Raw genomic sequence first — 15,130 nt, 5'->3', positions numbered from 1 at the left:
AATTATGAAACAGTCAGTATTAGTTATTGCATTATTAACCCTAAGCTTTGCAGCTTTAGGGCGTGGAGATATTAACTACAAGCACAGAGCCATCCATAAGACGCTTGTGAAAAGCTTAAACCTGAGTAATCCACAATTAACAGAATTGACCTTGACGAAAGATGACGCAGCGAGCATGGAAGGTAAGTTTTTTAATATTTCCTGCGACAATCCTGATGCTGAAATTAAATACATGTACATTGGTCGTGTGAACAGCTGCCGTGCAGGCGGCTGCTCCATGCCCAACCCCTTGTCGGAAAATGGCCCCTCGGAGTACTTTGATTACCTGGTGGTATTCAATCGAAACGGTGAAGTTAGAAGTGTTAAGGTCTTCAATTATCAAGCCACCCATGGCCACGAAGTAACTGCTAAAGGGTGGCTTAAACAGTTTATAGGCTATCACAAGGATGATAAGGAATTGGAAGTAGGTAAAACGATCGACTCCATTTCAGGTGCCACCATATCAGCCCACGAAATCACGCGTGACATAAGGGAGAAAACACAAATAATCAGTAAACACCTTCCTTCCTCCTAGTATTTAAAGTTAATGCTCAGCTGTAAGGCCTCAGGCTCCTCATGGGCCTCTTTAAAGTTAGAAACAGTAAGCCCCAGGAGCCGTATCGGTCGGTTTAATGGGGCTTCACTAAGCAAATCTGCAACCAGTGCATCTAACAGCTTCTTATCGATGACATCATCAATCGTTTTTGAACGACTGATCTGTTCAAAATTATCAAACTTCACCTTAAGGGTTAATGTTTTTCCTTGCTTGGCACTTTTAAGCAAACGCCCCAATAAACCTTCTTTGAGCCGACTCAGTTCCATTTGTATCTGCTGGTCATCTACCAGGTCTTTACTAAAAGTATTTTCGATGCCTACCGATTTACGCTCACGATGCGGCCTGACCGGGCGCTCATCTATCCCACGTGCAATATCGTAAAAATATTGCCCGGCCTTCCCAAAGTAATGCATCATACGCGGCAAATCAAAGCGCAGCAGATCCCTGCCCTTATGAATATCGAGCTGATGCATTTTCCAGGCTGTTTTCTTTCCCACCCCAAAAAACTTTTCGATGGGCAACTGCTCAATAAAAGACTGCACACCTCCGGGCTTAACCACAAAAATTCCGTTGGGCTTACGCTGGTCGCTTGCCACCTTGGCCAAAAACTTATTCACACTCACCCCTGCAGAGGCTGTTAACTGCGTTGTGTCAAATATCTTCTGTTTTATCTCACGCGCCACCTGCGTAGCCGATTCAATCCCTTTCTTATTGGTTGTCACATCCAAAAATGCCTCATCCAACGATAGAGGTTCAACTAAATCAGTATATTCAAAAAAAATGGCACGTATCTGTTGCGATACAGCTTTATACACCTCAAAGCGATGCTTTTGAAAGATAAGCTTAGGACAAAGACGCGCAGCTACTTTGGATGGCATGGCCGAACGCACACCGAATTTCCGTGCTTCGTAACTGGCTGCTGCAATCACTCCCCGCTCACTATTGCCACCCACAGCAACCGGTTTCCCTCTTAATTCAGGAAAGTCACGCTGCTCAACGGAAGCAAAAAAGGCATCCATATCGATATGTATAATTTTTCGTTGCAACATCTCTTCTATCCGACGGCAAGTTAATATTTATAATGCGAACCAATGACTCCCATTTGCAGCACTCTTGACCATTGTGAGAAAGCTCACTCAAAAAAAAATCGACAGCATTCCACCAAATAGGTGTATCTTCGCAGCCACTATGAACAAGACGGTTGACTTAACAAGAGGGCCTATTTTCCGGCAACTACTCACCCTGGCGCTCCCCATTATAGGCACCTCACTTATGCAGATGGCTTATAACCTAACGGATATGATCTGGCTGGGTCAGTTGGGTAGCGATGCCGTGGCCTCAGTTGGCAGTGCCGGATTTTATATCTGGCTGGGGATGTCTATTTTACTTGTCACGCGCATTGGCGCCGAAGTGGGTGTCTCACAGGCTATTGGGCGAAAAGAGACAGAGACTGCAGCTCGCTTTGCCCGTCACTCCCTCTTTTGGGCATTGCTGTTATCGACCACCTTAGTGCTTATTGTTCTGGTATTTGCTCCACAACTCATCGGAATTTTTCGCTTATCGGCTATTAAGGTTGAAGTTGATGCCATTGGCTATTTACGCATCGTATCTCTGGGCTTCCTCTTTACTTTTATCAACCCCACCTTCCAAGGTATATACAACGGTGCAGGCAATAGCCGCCTTCCTTTTTATTATTTACTGGTAGGACTGGGACTTAACATGTTGCTCGATCCGCTAATGATATTTGGCATTGGTTTTTTGCCGGCAATGGGTGTGGACGGAGCTGCCTGGGCCACCGTTATCGCTCAGTTGGTTGTATTTATCATCTTCATCATCCGTTTTGTGTGGATGAAAGAAATAATGGATCCGGATTTCAAACGCTTCCGCCTAAACAAAGACATATCGCTGAAAATTTTCAAGCTGGGCACCCCGGTAGCTGCCGAGAGTGCTCTTTTTGCCTGCTTTGCTCTTATACTGGCACGCATGATTACCAAGTGGGGCGATGTGCCCATTGCGGTACAAAGTGTGGGGGCTCAAATAGAAGCCATCTCATGGATGACCTCATCGGGTTTTGCAACAGCCTTGGGTACCTTTACCGGCCAAAACTTTGGTGCCAACAACTGGCATCGCATCAAACGCGGATATTACACCACGCTGGGCATCGGCATTTTCCTGGGCACACTGGTCACCGTTGCATTCATAATTTTTGGCAGGGAAATATTCGGCCTTTTCCTGCGCGAGCCAGATGCCCTGCAGATGGGCATCACCTACCTAAAGATACTGGCTGTTTCGCAGGTTTTTATGATTATTGAAATCATCACTCGTGGGGCTTTCAATGGTATCGGACAAACGGTGCCGCCCTCTATTGTAGGCATCGTATTCACCGGTGCCCGTGTGCCTGCCGCCATGGTGCTATCCTTAGAGAAGTACCTTGGCATGCTCGGCATATGGTGGGCCATCAGCCTGTCAAGCATTGCCAAAGGGCTGGGTCTCATGGCCTGGTACATATCCCTGTTACATCGTCCCACCATACCCCGTAAACCTCGCAGGAAGATGCGCCTGTCGCTCCTACCCACCCGCCAGCGGCAGCAGATAAAAATTGAAGAGATTGATGAACCCTAAAATGGATACAACGCAAAGAACAATGAATAACAACTGGCTAAAAGATAAAACACGACAGGTAGAAATAAAAGTATCGGCAGATGGCTCACACACCTTGTTTGTGCCTGAGCTTGATGAGCATTATCACTCGGTGAATGGCGCTTACAATGAGTCGATGCACGTATTTATTGAGCCTGCTTTGCTCCATTGTAAAAAAACAGATATTAGCATTTTGGAAATTGGCCTGGGAACCGGACTCAATGCCTTTCTTACAGCTCTGCATCAGGGTGAAAAAAAAATCTTTTATCATGCGCTGGAAAAATATCCAATCAGTACAACTGCTGCTACCCAACTAAATTTTGCCAGAGAAGCAGGCGAGCAGCAAATACTCACAAAGCTTCATGAGCTTCCCTGGAATGCAGTAGGGCAGCTAAAGCCACAATTCAGCCTACTGAAAGATGAAGCCGATTTAACCACCATTCAGCTGTGTAGAAAATACGACCTGATATATTTTGATGCCTTTGCACCTGAGAAACAACCCGAGATGTGGAGCGAAGCCATTTTTCAACAACTGTATGACGCACTAAACCCAGGCGGCATACTCACTACCTACTGTGCCAAAGGCGTGATACGACGTACTATGCAAAGCATTGGTTTTACGATGGAGCGCCTGCCCGGCCCCAAAGGCAAACGAGAAATGCTGCGGGCCACTAAACAATAGATGCTGACGACCTGAGACACAATAATAACTTCACCTTTTAACCACTATGGGGCACTACTCCATCGAAAGGGGAAGTGCAATGCCCCCAACCCTTCTGAATTTTAGATGGTACTAATAGGCGGAGTACTCTATCAAATTTTAAATGCATTTACCCCAGAAGATGGTGCACCGCCTACCTTCTATTTCTTCAGTATCTTATGGGTTTCAATCCGTCCGTTAGCATTGATCATCACCAGGTAATAACCTGCGGGCTTCGCCGACAGATCAATCATACTGTCATTCCCTGGCAGCACATTATTATTTTCATATACCTTACGTCCGTCCAGCGACAATACGGTAATACTTGCCTGATGCACCATATCTTTAGACATCACGCGGATAACTCCATTGCTTGGATTTGGTACAGCTTTAAAACTGAAGTCGGCTTTATTTTTTATAATATTACTGGTAGTTGCGGGCTTAAAAATACACACCTGACCGCCACTGGCAGTCAATGCCATTTGAAGTCCCTCACCCGTCAGCCGGTTGCTGCCCAAAAGCTCATCCAAACTGGTTTGCTCCTTGACAATAGTTCCTCCCATCGCATCGCGGTAAATGGTAACATCATATGCTTTGCCGGCATCTAAAAAGTTAAGCGGTACGCTTACATTCCGAGCACTATTATCAGCAATGGTTCCCAGGTACCAGGTGTCTCCTTTTCGGCGTGCCATCGATACAAAATCACCCATGCGTGCCGCAGGCACCTTAAAATCATCCCACACCACAGGCACCTCCTTAAAAAACTCGACCTCTACGGGTACATGATAAATACCGGGCACGGCATACCAAAAAAGGTGCTGTAAGGGACTGTAATACATTACACTTAACGCCAGCTGATGCCCCCGTGTGGTACCCAGCACTTTGGGTCGATTATAATTCGGATCGTTTCCTTTGTAACATATCGTATAATCGGCTGCCCCTGCTAAAAAACGGGTAAACGGCAACAGGGTGGTATGATCACCGGTATTAGCCGTCCACTCATTACCCCGTATTCCCTCTACCGTTAGCAAGTTAGGATATTGAAAAGTAGCACCAGTAAACCTGAACTCATCGTGCACATTAACCACCATTTTGCGGCGGGCAGCTTCTTTGGTAATATCATATACCTGCTGTGTGCCGGTGGCTGAGTAACCATCCATAAAACCCAGCTTCAGCCCCTTGACGCCCCAACTCTCGTAGAGATCAAACATCGTCTGATTATTATAATGATTCCAACCCACCTTATTAATGTATAGAATAACGCCAATACCCTGGCGATCCGCATAGCTGCACACAGCCTCCATATCAATGGCATCAATCACATCCAGCGGATTAGAGCGCGGATCTTTCTCCTTAGACTCACCATATCCCAAGCCATACCACCCGGCATCAAACATCATGTATTGCATATTCATCTCCTTACAAAAATCGATGGAAGCAATGCCCCCCTCCGTAGTTAACTCCCAACTGCGAAACACCTTACCGGGCTTCACCCAATCCCAACTCTGGCCATCTGCATCATCGGGCGATAAGCCATACAGCATTTCCTTATTCTGAAATAAATCTTCAGGTGTGCTGGCAATGACCAGATAACGCCAGGGGCAATCAAAAGGCAGAGTGTGTTTTTTACTACTGCTGAGGAAAAAAGACTGAAGGCGATTATTACCGTGTCCTCTAAGGCCGATGCGCGTATAATTATCATTGTCCGACTCATTGATGCTCACACTCACTTCATCACTAATCAAAGTCAAGGGTATCAAGGTGCGTGAAAAGCCACTTAAAGTAGAGGCCTTTGTGAAAAATCGTTCGTTATAAGGCTCCACATAGGCAGTAAAATGCCGGGCAAAGTTAAACTGCGTTGCCTCTGCACTAATCGATAAAGATGAGAGCGACTCACTCTCGGGGAAAATATAACGAAAAGCCAGCCCCTCGTTAAAAGCCCTGAACACCAGTTCAAAAGAAACACCTTTACTATTTGTCAGGGAAAAAATGGCCTCGTTATAATATTTGCGGTAGCTGCTTTTTTCACCTATGGGAAGCGACAATACCTCATCAACCGAATGACGCTGCACCTCTTTGAGGATCAGGCCACTTGCCAGGCTACCCATGCTACCCATAGTAAGATCCAAAACGGAAGGCTGTATCAGGGGGGATGCTCCAAAATCAGCCTCATACTGAATTTGATCTTTAGCAATATTAATTCTTAGCAGTACCATCCCATTGGGTGATGAAAGCGTATGGGGCTGTTCATCGGCTCCTAAGCTCTTTAAAACAGGAATAAAAGGCACATCAACAGTATGTTGTATCGTATCATCAACGGTATGATGAAGTAATGACGAGTTAGATACCTGAGCAGTGCTTCCTAAGCAAGCGATAATAAACAAGTTAATTGCAATGCTAAATTTTATTGTATCCATAACGTATTAAATATTACACCATCATTAGCGACTATAGCCTTTGAGAATGTAATAATAATAAAACCAAACTGTTAATAAAAACAATTCTACACTATCCTAATTTGAACGATTACTATATTTGTATTTTCTATCAATTAAAACATCATTCAAATTAAGGTACTATGAAAAAGTTATTCTTACCCTTGTTGGTACTTTCAGGACTCATAGCCTGCCAGCCAAAGACCACCTACACGAGTAAAGACCCCAACATCCGGGAAAAAGTAGAAGAATTTATCCCCTTTAAACTAACTACTGATCTATCGGTATTAAGTGAAAAGGAGAAGCAGATGCTGCCATTGCTCTTTGAGGCAGCACAAATAATGGACGATTTGTTCTGGCAACAAACATGGGGTAACAAACAGCAGCTGCTGAACAACACACAGGACGAATACCTGAAGAAGTTTATGCTAATCAACTACGGCCCTTGGGAGCGACTAAACAATAACAAATCCTTTGTTGAAGGTATTGGTGAGAAACCCGAAGGTGCTCAGTTTTATCCGGAAAACATGACCAAGGAAGAATTCGAAGCCTTTGAGCACCCTAATAAATCGGATTTATACACAATTATTAAGCGCGATGAATCGGGTGAACTGGAAGTAGTACCTTACAGCGAAGCCTATAAAAAAGAACTCAAGCAGGTTGCTGATTTATTACGAAAAGCAGCTGCCCTGGCAGAAGACCAAGGCTTGAAGAAATATCTGAGCCTGCGCGCCGATGCCTTGTTAAACAACGAATATCAACCCAGCGATATGGCCTGGATGGACATGAAATCAAATACCATTGACTTTGTTGTAGGTCCCATTGAAACCTACGAAGATGCGTTGTATGGCAGCAAAGCCGCCTTTGAAGCTTACATACTGATTAAGGATAAGGAATGGTCGGATAAGCTAACACGCTTTGCCGCACTGTTGCCACAGCTTCAGGAATCGCTGCCAGTAGATGCGGAATACAAGAAAGAAGTACCGGGCACCGATAGTGATTTGGGTGCTTATGACGCCCTTTATTATGCCGGCGACTGCAATTCGGGCAGTAAAACCATTGCCATTAACCTGCCCAACGATCCGCAGGTACATATCGAAAAAGGAAGCCGAAAGCTACAATTAAAAAACTCCATGCAGGCTAAATTCGACCATATACTGGTACCCATCAGCAAGGTGGTGATTGCACCGGAACAGCAGAAGCATGTTAAGTTTGATGCCTTTTTTGAAAACACCATGTTTCATGAGGTGGCGCACGGGCTGGGCATTAAGATGACTCTGGATGGTAAGCAAAGCGTGCGTGAAGCAATGAAGGAAACCGCCTCATCGATAGAAGAAGCAAAAGCCGATATTCTGGGCCTTTATATGGTGACGAAACTGGCCGAGATGGGCGAGCTGCCCAACAAAGATTTGATGGATAACTATGTAACCTTTATGGCCGGTATCTTTCGCTCGGTGCGCTTTGGTGCTGCCAGTGCACATGGCAAAGCCAATATGATGCGCTTCAACTATTTTAAGGAGCAAGAGGCTTTTAGCTATGATAAAGCCACAGGCTACTACTCCGTTAATTTCGATAAGATGACGGAAGCCATGAACAAACTATCAGCCGAGATATTAGTGATGCAGGGCAATGGCAACTACGATAAAGCTAAAAAAATGCTGTCAGAAATGGGTACTATCCGTCCCGCTTTGCAAGCTGATCTGGATCGCATAGCAGCTGCCGGCATACCCCGTGACATAGTGTTTGAGCAGGGCCCTGCCGTTTGCGGATTATAGATAAATCAAAATAACATAAGCTTAAAAGGGCTTGTCTCAAATTTAAGGTTGAAACAAGCCCTTTTTGAATTTATTCAACAAACGCTTTAGCTACTCAGCCAGCGGTTGAGCTTATGCCAGCTGCCGGCATTGTGCACTTCCGCAATACCCTTTTGCAGCAAGGCACCTTTGGCCGAGGCACTGCGCATACCCGATGCACAGCATACCACAAGGGGTGCATTAAGCTTTTTCAGCTTTTTGATGGCAGCATCACTCAAGCGCTCAAGGGGAATATTCATCGACCCATCGACACTTCCATAGTTAAACTCCTGCGGCGTGCGCACATCAATAATTCTGCCCCCCCGCTCAATGGCATCAAGCACAGCTTCCTTCCTTTTCCCGAATAAAAAATCAAATAAGCCCATAATTCCCTTTTACAGTTACGTTAATAATCCATTAAGCATGAGACATCATGGCCGCAATACCACCCCCGTTTCTAACATTGGTATAACCCCGCTGTTGCAGCACCTGCATTGCATACGCCGAGCGGGCACCTGAAGCACAATACACAATTATTTCACGATCGGTAGATCCCAAATCACCTTTACCGGCCATAATATCATCCAGCGGAATATTCACGGCATCAGGGAAAGCACCCGTTATAAACTCACCGGGTGTGCGCACATCCACCACTAGGCGTGCAGTCTCATCGCGATCTATACCCTGATTACTTTCCTGCTCCAAGGCTTCCGCTCCTACCTCAAGACTCTTAGCTTCCAGAGGCAAGATACTTACTTCAATATTTTTAAAGCCAACAGCCATGGCATAACGCTGCAAAGAGGTATGTCCCCCTGATATATTATAGACCGCATCAAAACCGGCACCTTTCAAGGTACGCAAGGCCTGATGACCTTTTTTACCCAGCTCATCATAGACCAGTATGCTTGCCTCTTTGGGAATGGCATGCAGGTGCTTCGACAGCATTTCCAATGGCAGGTGGTGCGCCCCCTTCAGGTTACTTTTCTGAAACGAGAATACATCGCGCACATCCAGCACTACCAGCGGTTTATCCAATACAAAATCATCAAGCTCCGAAGCCAGCAGACTAGGACTGTAGCCCGACATCTTATTTTCAGCTGCATAAGCCGCCATGTTCATAGCATCGTTGGCCGTACCGATGGGCGGCGAATAGGCAAAATCCATATCGGCAATTTCACTCACCTTAATTTTAGCCGCTGCCGCTGTTGCCAGCACATCCAAACGCTTGTCGGCTCCCTTATAACCGGCTGTCTGTCCACCCAGCACCACACCTGTCTGACGATCATAAATCATCATCACACTAACGGTTTCAGCACCCGGATAATAAGCCGTATGATGTTCCTTATGCACCACCACTGCATCGGCGTCAATACCGGCGGCTCTGGCCTGCTTCAGCGACATACCGGTAATACCTGCTACCGCCTCAAACACACGCACCACCGAGGTGCCAATGGATCCTTTATAGGCATGTTGGCCACCCAGTGCATTTTCAGCAGCAATACGTCCCTGCCGGTTGGCTGGCCCGGCCAAGGGGATACGTACTTTCCGGCCACTCACACGGTGCTCAATCTCCACCATATCTCCTGCAGCGTAAATATCGGCATCCGATGTTTGTAGATACTCATCAACCAACAAACCGCCCGCTTCACCAATCTCCAGACCGGCATCGATGGCTAGCTGCAAGGTAGGACGCACACCGATGGACAGCAGCACCATATCGGCCTCGAGGCTATTCCCGTTATCCAGCTCAACAGAACTATCGTTAATCTTAATCACACCGGTTTCTGTATGTACCCCCACACCATATTCTTTTAATTCGCGGGTGATAAAACCAGCAGTTTCGGCATCCATCAGCGACATAACGTGTGGCATCTTTTCCACCACATGCACTTTCAGGCCGCGCTTCACCAATGCTTCCACCATTTCAAGGCCAATAAAGCCACCTCCCACAACCACTGCTGTTTTAGGTGCTTCATGCTTCAGGTGATGATCAATCCGATCCATATCACCAAGGGTCCACAGACTGAAAACATGATCAAGACCCGCGCCCGGCAGGTCAGGCTGTATGGGGCGTCCGCCCTGCGCCAGAATCAGCTTGGTATATTCATATCGCTTTTTGCTTCCATCACGCGTGTCCTGGGTGTACACCATGTGCCCCTCTTTGTCGATGGCAGTAACCAATGTGTGGACATACACATCCACGTTGTATTGTTCCTTAAAACTTTCAGGACTTTGCAGAATGAGGCTGGAGCGATTTTTTATATCTCCGGCTATATAATAAGGTAATCCACAGTTGGCAAATGAAACATCGGGACCGGCCTCCAGCATAGTAATTTGTGCATCAGGCGATAAACGCCTTGCTTTTGCTGCCGCAGTGGCACCGGCAGCTACCCCTCCGATAATTACAATTTTTTCCATTTTGATGACTATTTAAGTTTTTTGTTTCCTGTTATTAACAGGGGCAAAACTAATGTCATCAAAAAAACTGTTTTGTGCCTATTGTCACATAGCTCCGCACAGAACACAGGCAAGGGGTTAAATCACAACTTAAGCAGTTCTATTTTATTGCGCGACAAACGTACCTTACCCAGGCGTTCCAGCTGCTTGAGCAACCTTGACACCACCTCGCGCGAGGTATGCAAATCATCAGCTATCTCCTGATGGGTACCCAGCAAAGTAGTGGTATTGCGCTCCTCAGATAACTGAATCAAATATTCCACCAACCGCTCATCCATCTTTTTAAAAGCTATACTATCGATGGTTTGCAGGAGTTCTTCAAAACGAAGGCGATAGGATTGCATGATAAAACTGCGCCATCCTGCATATTTACGCATCCACTCTTCGAGGCATCGGATAGGCACCATCAGCGCCGTTACTCGCTCTATCACGGTAGCACGCACCTCGCTCCGTGCCTGCTCCATACAGCACGACAAGGTAGAAGCACAAGTGTCACCGCCATTCAGGTAATATAGTAGCAGCTCATTACCGGCATCATCCTCACGCACTACCTTTATTACTCCTTCGAGCAGCAAGGGCATGGCCACCACCTGATCGCCTATCTCAATAAAATTATAGCCGGCCTCCAGAGTTTTTGTTGTACAGTAGCGCTCCATCTCAGCCAGTAAGGCCGGATCTATCAATACCGGAAAGTTATTTTTTATGGTTGCTTCAATATTCATCAAATCCGTATTAGTAAGGGGTGAAGATAAGTGTCAGCACACAAACCCACAAGAGGGCACCATGCTGTATGAACTATGGATACGATGCTTATCATTGAAATTAAAATCATATTATTCCAATTATTGATTATCTAATTTATAAACCGTCAGGCGCCCCTGCCCCCCCTTTCCTTCCGATGCAATAAAAAGATCGCCATCGGGCGAAAAGCATATACCCTCGGGTTGAGGCAGCAATCTCACATCGAGGAAAACCAGATAGTCGGATACTTGGTTTTGCCCCATCACCAAAAGCAGACTGCCCCGTGCCGACAACACAAAGTATTGCCCTGTATGCGGATGCACGGCAATGCCCGATGGCGCGAATCGCTGTAGTCGCCAAAGCAGATCAGCCTCAATTCCGTCTCTTTGTGCACGAACATACAAATCCTCCACATCAATAATCAACGCCGGATCGGCATCAATTAGCCTAGAATCCAGATCATAACGATAAACCTCCTTCTTACCTTTTCCGCTCAGGGCTTCTCCTTTGGCTGCAATCAACAAGCTACGGGTTGCCTCCTCATAGCACAAACCTTCAACATCATTCTTAGCATAGAGTATAGTTTCAATGGCCTTCATCTCTGCTTTCTGTCGATGATAGCGATACAACTTGCCATTACTCTTCAACACATAAATACACTCACCGGCGATAGCCACGCCTTCATAATCTCCTTTTTTATGAAAATTATAGAGCGAATCGGTATGCCCCGTGCTCTTGTTAATCTGATAAATTACCCCCTCCTCATCATTCACTGCCAATAAAGCATTCTGTGTTGTATCATATTCGAGCCCCGATATTTCATTGAGTACTTTTGGCAAAAGCCAATGATCGGCCGGACGTTCAAAAGCACTGGGGAGATGCGCATCCGCTTGTAATTTCCATACTTGACTACCAACCTGCGAACAGGCAGTAAGAAGGAAAAGAGCAGGCAAAATTTTTAGGAGAATAGTCATGATTAGTGTCATTGTTTTCCTTAGAAAGATAAGAATTACTTGCGAAATGCAAACACCTTGCGCGACGACAGCCCTTATCCATTACATTATTTTCTCAAAAATCATTTTCATCCTTACTATCGTAGTAAATCTTGCCTAACTTTGCAGGCCCAACAAGGCATCTATTTAATTACAATCAATCAATGCAAATTCCGCAACAATACAAATTTATCGTAGAGCTGGGAAAGGCTTTACACGTCTATGGCGTTCCCTCATATAAGTCAGAGATGTACCTCACGGAGATAGCCGAAAAAAAGGATATAAACGGCAGCTTCATGGATTTACCAACATGGATTAACTATGTATTTTATGAAGATGAGGAAAACACCTATAACCATGTTGAGCGAGTTAAACCAGGTGAAATTAACCTGGGCGGTTACTCGCGTGTCGTTGAAATCACCAATGATGTGATTGATAATAAACTCAGTTTTGCCGAGGCCAGCTTAGCCATCAAAAAGCTTAACAAAGCAAAGATTGGCTATAATACCTTTATTGAACTGATTGGCTTTATGATAGCCGCCGCTTCATTCTGCATTATCCTTAACACCAACTGGTTGTCGGTAGCCGTATCGGGTGCTTTGGGCGCTATTGTTTATGGCATAACCGTCTGGTCGCGCTACTCTAGTTATCTGCATAGCACGGTAGAGTCTATGATCTCGTTTATGGCTACCCTAACCGCCGGCCTTTTATCCAAGGTGCTGCCCGACCTGAACATTTCCATGACGGTACTATCGTCCATCATCATTTTTGTGCCTGGGTTATCGCTTACCACAGCCCTTGAGGAAATCACCTCGCGCAGCCTGGTATCGGGCACAGCCAAGCTGTTCGACGCATTGGTATCCTTATTTAAACAATTTTTTGGAGTCGTGCTGGGGCTGGCAATCCTTCCCCTTTTCACCGACCTGAACCCACACATCGAAGCCGGTAACATTCCCTCTGGGGTTAATTACATTGCCATCCTGTTTTTTGCCATGGGGCTAATTCCGGTGTTTAAGGTGCGCGCCAAGGATGTACCCCTGGCGGTACTCACCGCTTTTATCTGCTTCCTCACCACTTCGCTATTAAACTTTACCGGGCTTGTCGTAAGTATCTTTGTGGGTACCATCGTAGCTGTGGCCACCAGTAAGCTCTTTGCACACCTCACAAAAACACCCCGTCTGGTATTTCTTATACCGGGCATTTTTATGCTGGTGCCGGGTAGTAAAGCCTTTATCGGCCTTAGCACTCTTTTTATTGACAAACAGGTATCAGACACATCCATGGGTGAGCAGGTGTTATACATTTTTATGGGCATTATTGGTGGACTCATCTTCTCAGGCACTTTTATGGATAAAAAACTAAAGAAAACAACCCAGGAACAGCTTGAACAACTGCAATAGACAGAGCCTGCGCGTTAAGAAATGTAAAAGACCGCTGAAAATGAGAATCTGAATGGCGTGTTTATATTAAGTTTCGTAACTTCGCGCCCTATTTTCTTCTGAAAGAAAAAGAACAAGGGGAAAGCAATGATAACAATCTGTTATTAAAAGGATAGCAGACTTTAAAGGATTTATTGAAAAACGCATTCGCATGAAATTATTAGTTAAAACCTTTCATGGTTTAGAGGAAGTCTTGGCGGAAGAATTATCGGCTATTGGGGCACAAGACGTTAACCTGTTAAAAAGGGCGGTGAGCTGCACAGGCGACAAGGAGGTATTATACAAAGCGAACCTCCATTTGCGAACAGCCTTGCGCGTACTGGTGCCGGTGCTTACGTTTAAAGCGCAAACGGAAGACGATCTTTACCAGAATATCTATAAGTTTGACTGGTCGGCCTACATAACCGAAGAAAACACATTCGCCATTGATGCGGTTGCTTTCTCTGATTTTTTCAAGCACTCAAAATACCTGGCATTGAAAGCCAAAGATGCCATTGTTGATCAGTTTAGAAATAAAAACGGGCAACGACCTTCGGTTGATACCGAGAAGCCTGATCTGCAAGTGAACATTCATGTATCACACGACCAGTTTACCGTATCTTTAGACAGCTCAGTAGAGTCGCTGCACCGCCGCGGATACCGCAGCCCCCACCATAAAGCACCCCTCAACGAAGTGCTGGCCGCCGGAATGCTCAAGATTGCCAAGTGGCACAAAGACATCCCCTTGATTGATCCCATGTGCGGCACAGGCACCATCCTGATGGAGGCAGCCATGATGGCATGCGATATGCCACCGGCCTACAAACGCAAGCATTTTGGCTTTATGAGCTGGGCCGACTATGACAAGGCACTATGGGAAAAAATATATAGCGAAGCAGAAGCCAAAATTCGCTACCCCAAGGTGAATATTGTAGGAGGTGATAACAATGCACAAGCCATTGACATGGCCAAAACAGCATCACTCGATTTCCGCCTTAACCGACAAGTGCGTATCGTGCGCTCCAACATGGAAGACCATATGCCTCCGGCACCCCGCGGCATGATGATTACCAATCCTCCATATGGCGAGCGCCTTACCAAAGACAATATCAACGAATTCTACAAGAAGATTGGCACACACCTGAAACGTAACTACACCGACTGGCAGGCATGGATTATTACCTCCAACACCGAGGCCTTGAAGCATGTTGGCTTGCGTCCCGACTCGAAATACACGCTATACAATGGCTCGCTCGAATGTAAATATGTAGCCTACGATATGTTTGAAGGGGAGATGAAAGCCTTTAAAAAGAAGGTAAACCGAACTAAACGACGCATAAATAGTTAATATAGGAAGTC

Annotated in this window: 12 protein-coding genes; 6 read left to right on the top strand and 6 right to left on the bottom strand. The window is 45.8% G+C overall.

The genetic code is table 11. The features are described 5' to 3' along the window. The first annotated feature begins 4 nt into the window (after positions 1-4). The gene (locus ACRD7A_RS05755) at positions 5-574 is read left to right on the top strand and encodes an FMN-binding protein (protein WP_430810182.1); all 570 of its coding nucleotides are present in this window, start codon (positions 5-7) and stop codon (positions 572-574) included. Here the strand turns inward: ACRD7A_RS05755 and dinB are convergent. After that, positions 571-1,644, bottom strand: coding sequence for a DNA polymerase IV (gene dinB, locus ACRD7A_RS05750; RefSeq protein ID WP_430810181.1), 1,074 nt, complete (start codon positions 1,642-1,644; stop codon positions 571-573). The two genes, ACRD7A_RS05755 and dinB, sit on opposite strands and share 4 nt — an antisense overlap. Positions 1,645-1,783: 139 nt before the next feature. Between dinB and ACRD7A_RS05745 the strand changes: the two genes are divergently transcribed. Together ACRD7A_RS05745 and mnmC2 are read left to right on the top strand one after the other, a co-directional pair. After that, positions 1,784-3,217, top strand: coding sequence for an MATE family efflux transporter (locus ACRD7A_RS05745; RefSeq protein WP_430810180.1), 1,434 nt, complete (start codon positions 1,784-1,786; stop codon positions 3,215-3,217). 22 nt (positions 3,218-3,239) lie between these two features. Further along, on the top strand, positions 3,240-3,917 hold the full coding sequence (gene mnmC2, locus ACRD7A_RS05740) for a tRNA (5-methylaminomethyl-2-thiouridine)(34)-methyltransferase MnmC2 (RefSeq protein WP_430817933.1): 678 nt from the start codon (positions 3,240-3,242) through the stop codon (positions 3,915-3,917). Positions 3,918-4,096: 179 nt separating this feature from the next. On the opposite strand, the gene ACRD7A_RS05735 is transcribed toward mnmC2, so the two are convergent. Continuing rightward, complete coding sequence (locus ACRD7A_RS05735) at positions 4,097-6,352, bottom strand: glycoside hydrolase family 97 N-terminal domain-containing protein (RefSeq protein WP_430810178.1); 2,256 nt, start codon at positions 6,350-6,352, stop codon at positions 4,097-4,099. A 161-nt stretch (positions 6,353-6,513) separates the two neighbouring features. On the opposite strand from ACRD7A_RS05735, the gene ACRD7A_RS05730 reads away from it, so the two are divergent. Then, positions 6,514-8,145, top strand: a complete 1,632-nt coding sequence (locus ACRD7A_RS05730; RefSeq protein ID WP_430810177.1) for a dipeptidyl-peptidase 3 family protein — start codon at positions 6,514-6,516, stop codon at positions 8,143-8,145. Positions 8,146-8,231: 86 nt separating this feature from the next. On the opposite strand, the gene ACRD7A_RS05725 is transcribed toward ACRD7A_RS05730, so the two are convergent. From ACRD7A_RS05725 to ACRD7A_RS05710, 4 genes are all read right to left on the bottom strand, one after another. Then, positions 8,232-8,549, bottom strand: a complete 318-nt coding sequence (locus ACRD7A_RS05725) for a rhodanese-like domain-containing protein (protein WP_430810176.1) — start codon at positions 8,547-8,549, stop codon at positions 8,232-8,234. A gap of 31 nt (positions 8,550-8,580) precedes the next feature. Further along, a complete protein-coding gene (locus ACRD7A_RS05720) occupies positions 8,581-10,581 on the bottom strand; it encodes an FAD-dependent oxidoreductase (protein ID WP_430810175.1) in 2,001 nt (666 codons plus the stop codon). 122 nt (positions 10,582-10,703) lie between these two features. After that, positions 10,704-11,342 (bottom strand): Crp/Fnr family transcriptional regulator, encoded by a 639-nt coding sequence (locus ACRD7A_RS05715; RefSeq protein WP_430810174.1) that lies wholly within the window; start codon positions 11,340-11,342, stop codon positions 10,704-10,706. 120 nt (positions 11,343-11,462) lie between these two features. Continuing rightward, positions 11,463-12,335, bottom strand: a complete 873-nt coding sequence (locus ACRD7A_RS05710) for an SdiA-regulated domain-containing protein (RefSeq protein ID WP_430810173.1) — start codon at positions 12,333-12,335, stop codon at positions 11,463-11,465. Between the two features lie 182 nt (positions 12,336-12,517). Here ACRD7A_RS05710 and ACRD7A_RS05705 point away from each other — a divergent pair, with 182 nt between their 5' ends. Beyond that, positions 12,518-13,753: a threonine/serine exporter family protein gene (locus ACRD7A_RS05705; RefSeq protein WP_430810172.1), complete on the top strand. Its 1,236-nt coding sequence runs from the start codon at positions 12,518-12,520 to the stop codon at positions 13,751-13,753. Between the two features lie 190 nt (positions 13,754-13,943). Beyond that, entirely contained in the window at positions 13,944-15,119 is a 1,176-nt protein-coding gene (locus ACRD7A_RS05700) for a THUMP domain-containing class I SAM-dependent RNA methyltransferase (protein ID WP_430810171.1), read from the top strand. Positions 15,120-15,130: the final 11 nt, after the last annotated feature.

Source organism: Carboxylicivirga longa (assembly GCF_050589825.1).
Taxonomy (GTDB): Bacteria; Bacteroidota; Bacteroidia; order Bacteroidales; family Marinilabiliaceae; genus Carboxylicivirga; species Carboxylicivirga longa.
Note: the sequence above shows the minus strand (reverse complement) of the source record. Positions and strands in the feature narration are given on the sequence as shown.

Coding starts and splice junctions, on each gene's coding strand:
- ACRD7A_RS05710 (WP_430810173.1), bottom strand. CDS start 12,335: ATGACTATTCTCCTAAAAATTTTGCCTGCTCTTTTCCTTCTTACTGCC.
- ACRD7A_RS05735 (WP_430810178.1), bottom strand. CDS start 6,352: ATGGATACAATAAAATTTAGCATTGCAATTAACTTGTTTATTATCGCT.
- ACRD7A_RS05725 (WP_430810176.1), bottom strand. CDS start 8,549: ATGGGCTTATTTGATTTTTTATTCGGGAAAAGGAAGGAAGCTGTGCTT.
- ACRD7A_RS05700 (WP_430810171.1), top strand. CDS start 13,944: ATGAAATTATTAGTTAAAACCTTTCATGGTTTAGAGGAAGTCTTGGCG.
- dinB (WP_430810181.1), bottom strand. CDS start 1,644: ATGTTGCAACGAAAAATTATACATATCGATATGGATGCCTTTTTTGCT.
- ACRD7A_RS05705 (WP_430810172.1), top strand. CDS start 12,518: ATGCAAATTCCGCAACAATACAAATTTATCGTAGAGCTGGGAAAGGCT.
- ACRD7A_RS05755 (WP_430810182.1), top strand. CDS start 5: ATGAAACAGTCAGTATTAGTTATTGCATTATTAACCCTAAGCTTTGCA.
- ACRD7A_RS05730 (WP_430810177.1), top strand. CDS start 6,514: ATGAAAAAGTTATTCTTACCCTTGTTGGTACTTTCAGGACTCATAGCC.
- ACRD7A_RS05715 (WP_430810174.1), bottom strand. CDS start 11,342: ATGAATATTGAAGCAACCATAAAAAATAACTTTCCGGTATTGATAGAT.
- ACRD7A_RS05720 (WP_430810175.1), bottom strand. CDS start 10,581: ATGGAAAAAATTGTAATTATCGGAGGGGTAGCTGCCGGTGCCACTGCG.
- mnmC2 (WP_430817933.1), top strand. CDS start 3,240: ATGAATAACAACTGGCTAAAAGATAAAACACGACAGGTAGAAATAAAA.
- ACRD7A_RS05745 (WP_430810180.1), top strand. CDS start 1,784: ATGAACAAGACGGTTGACTTAACAAGAGGGCCTATTTTCCGGCAACTA.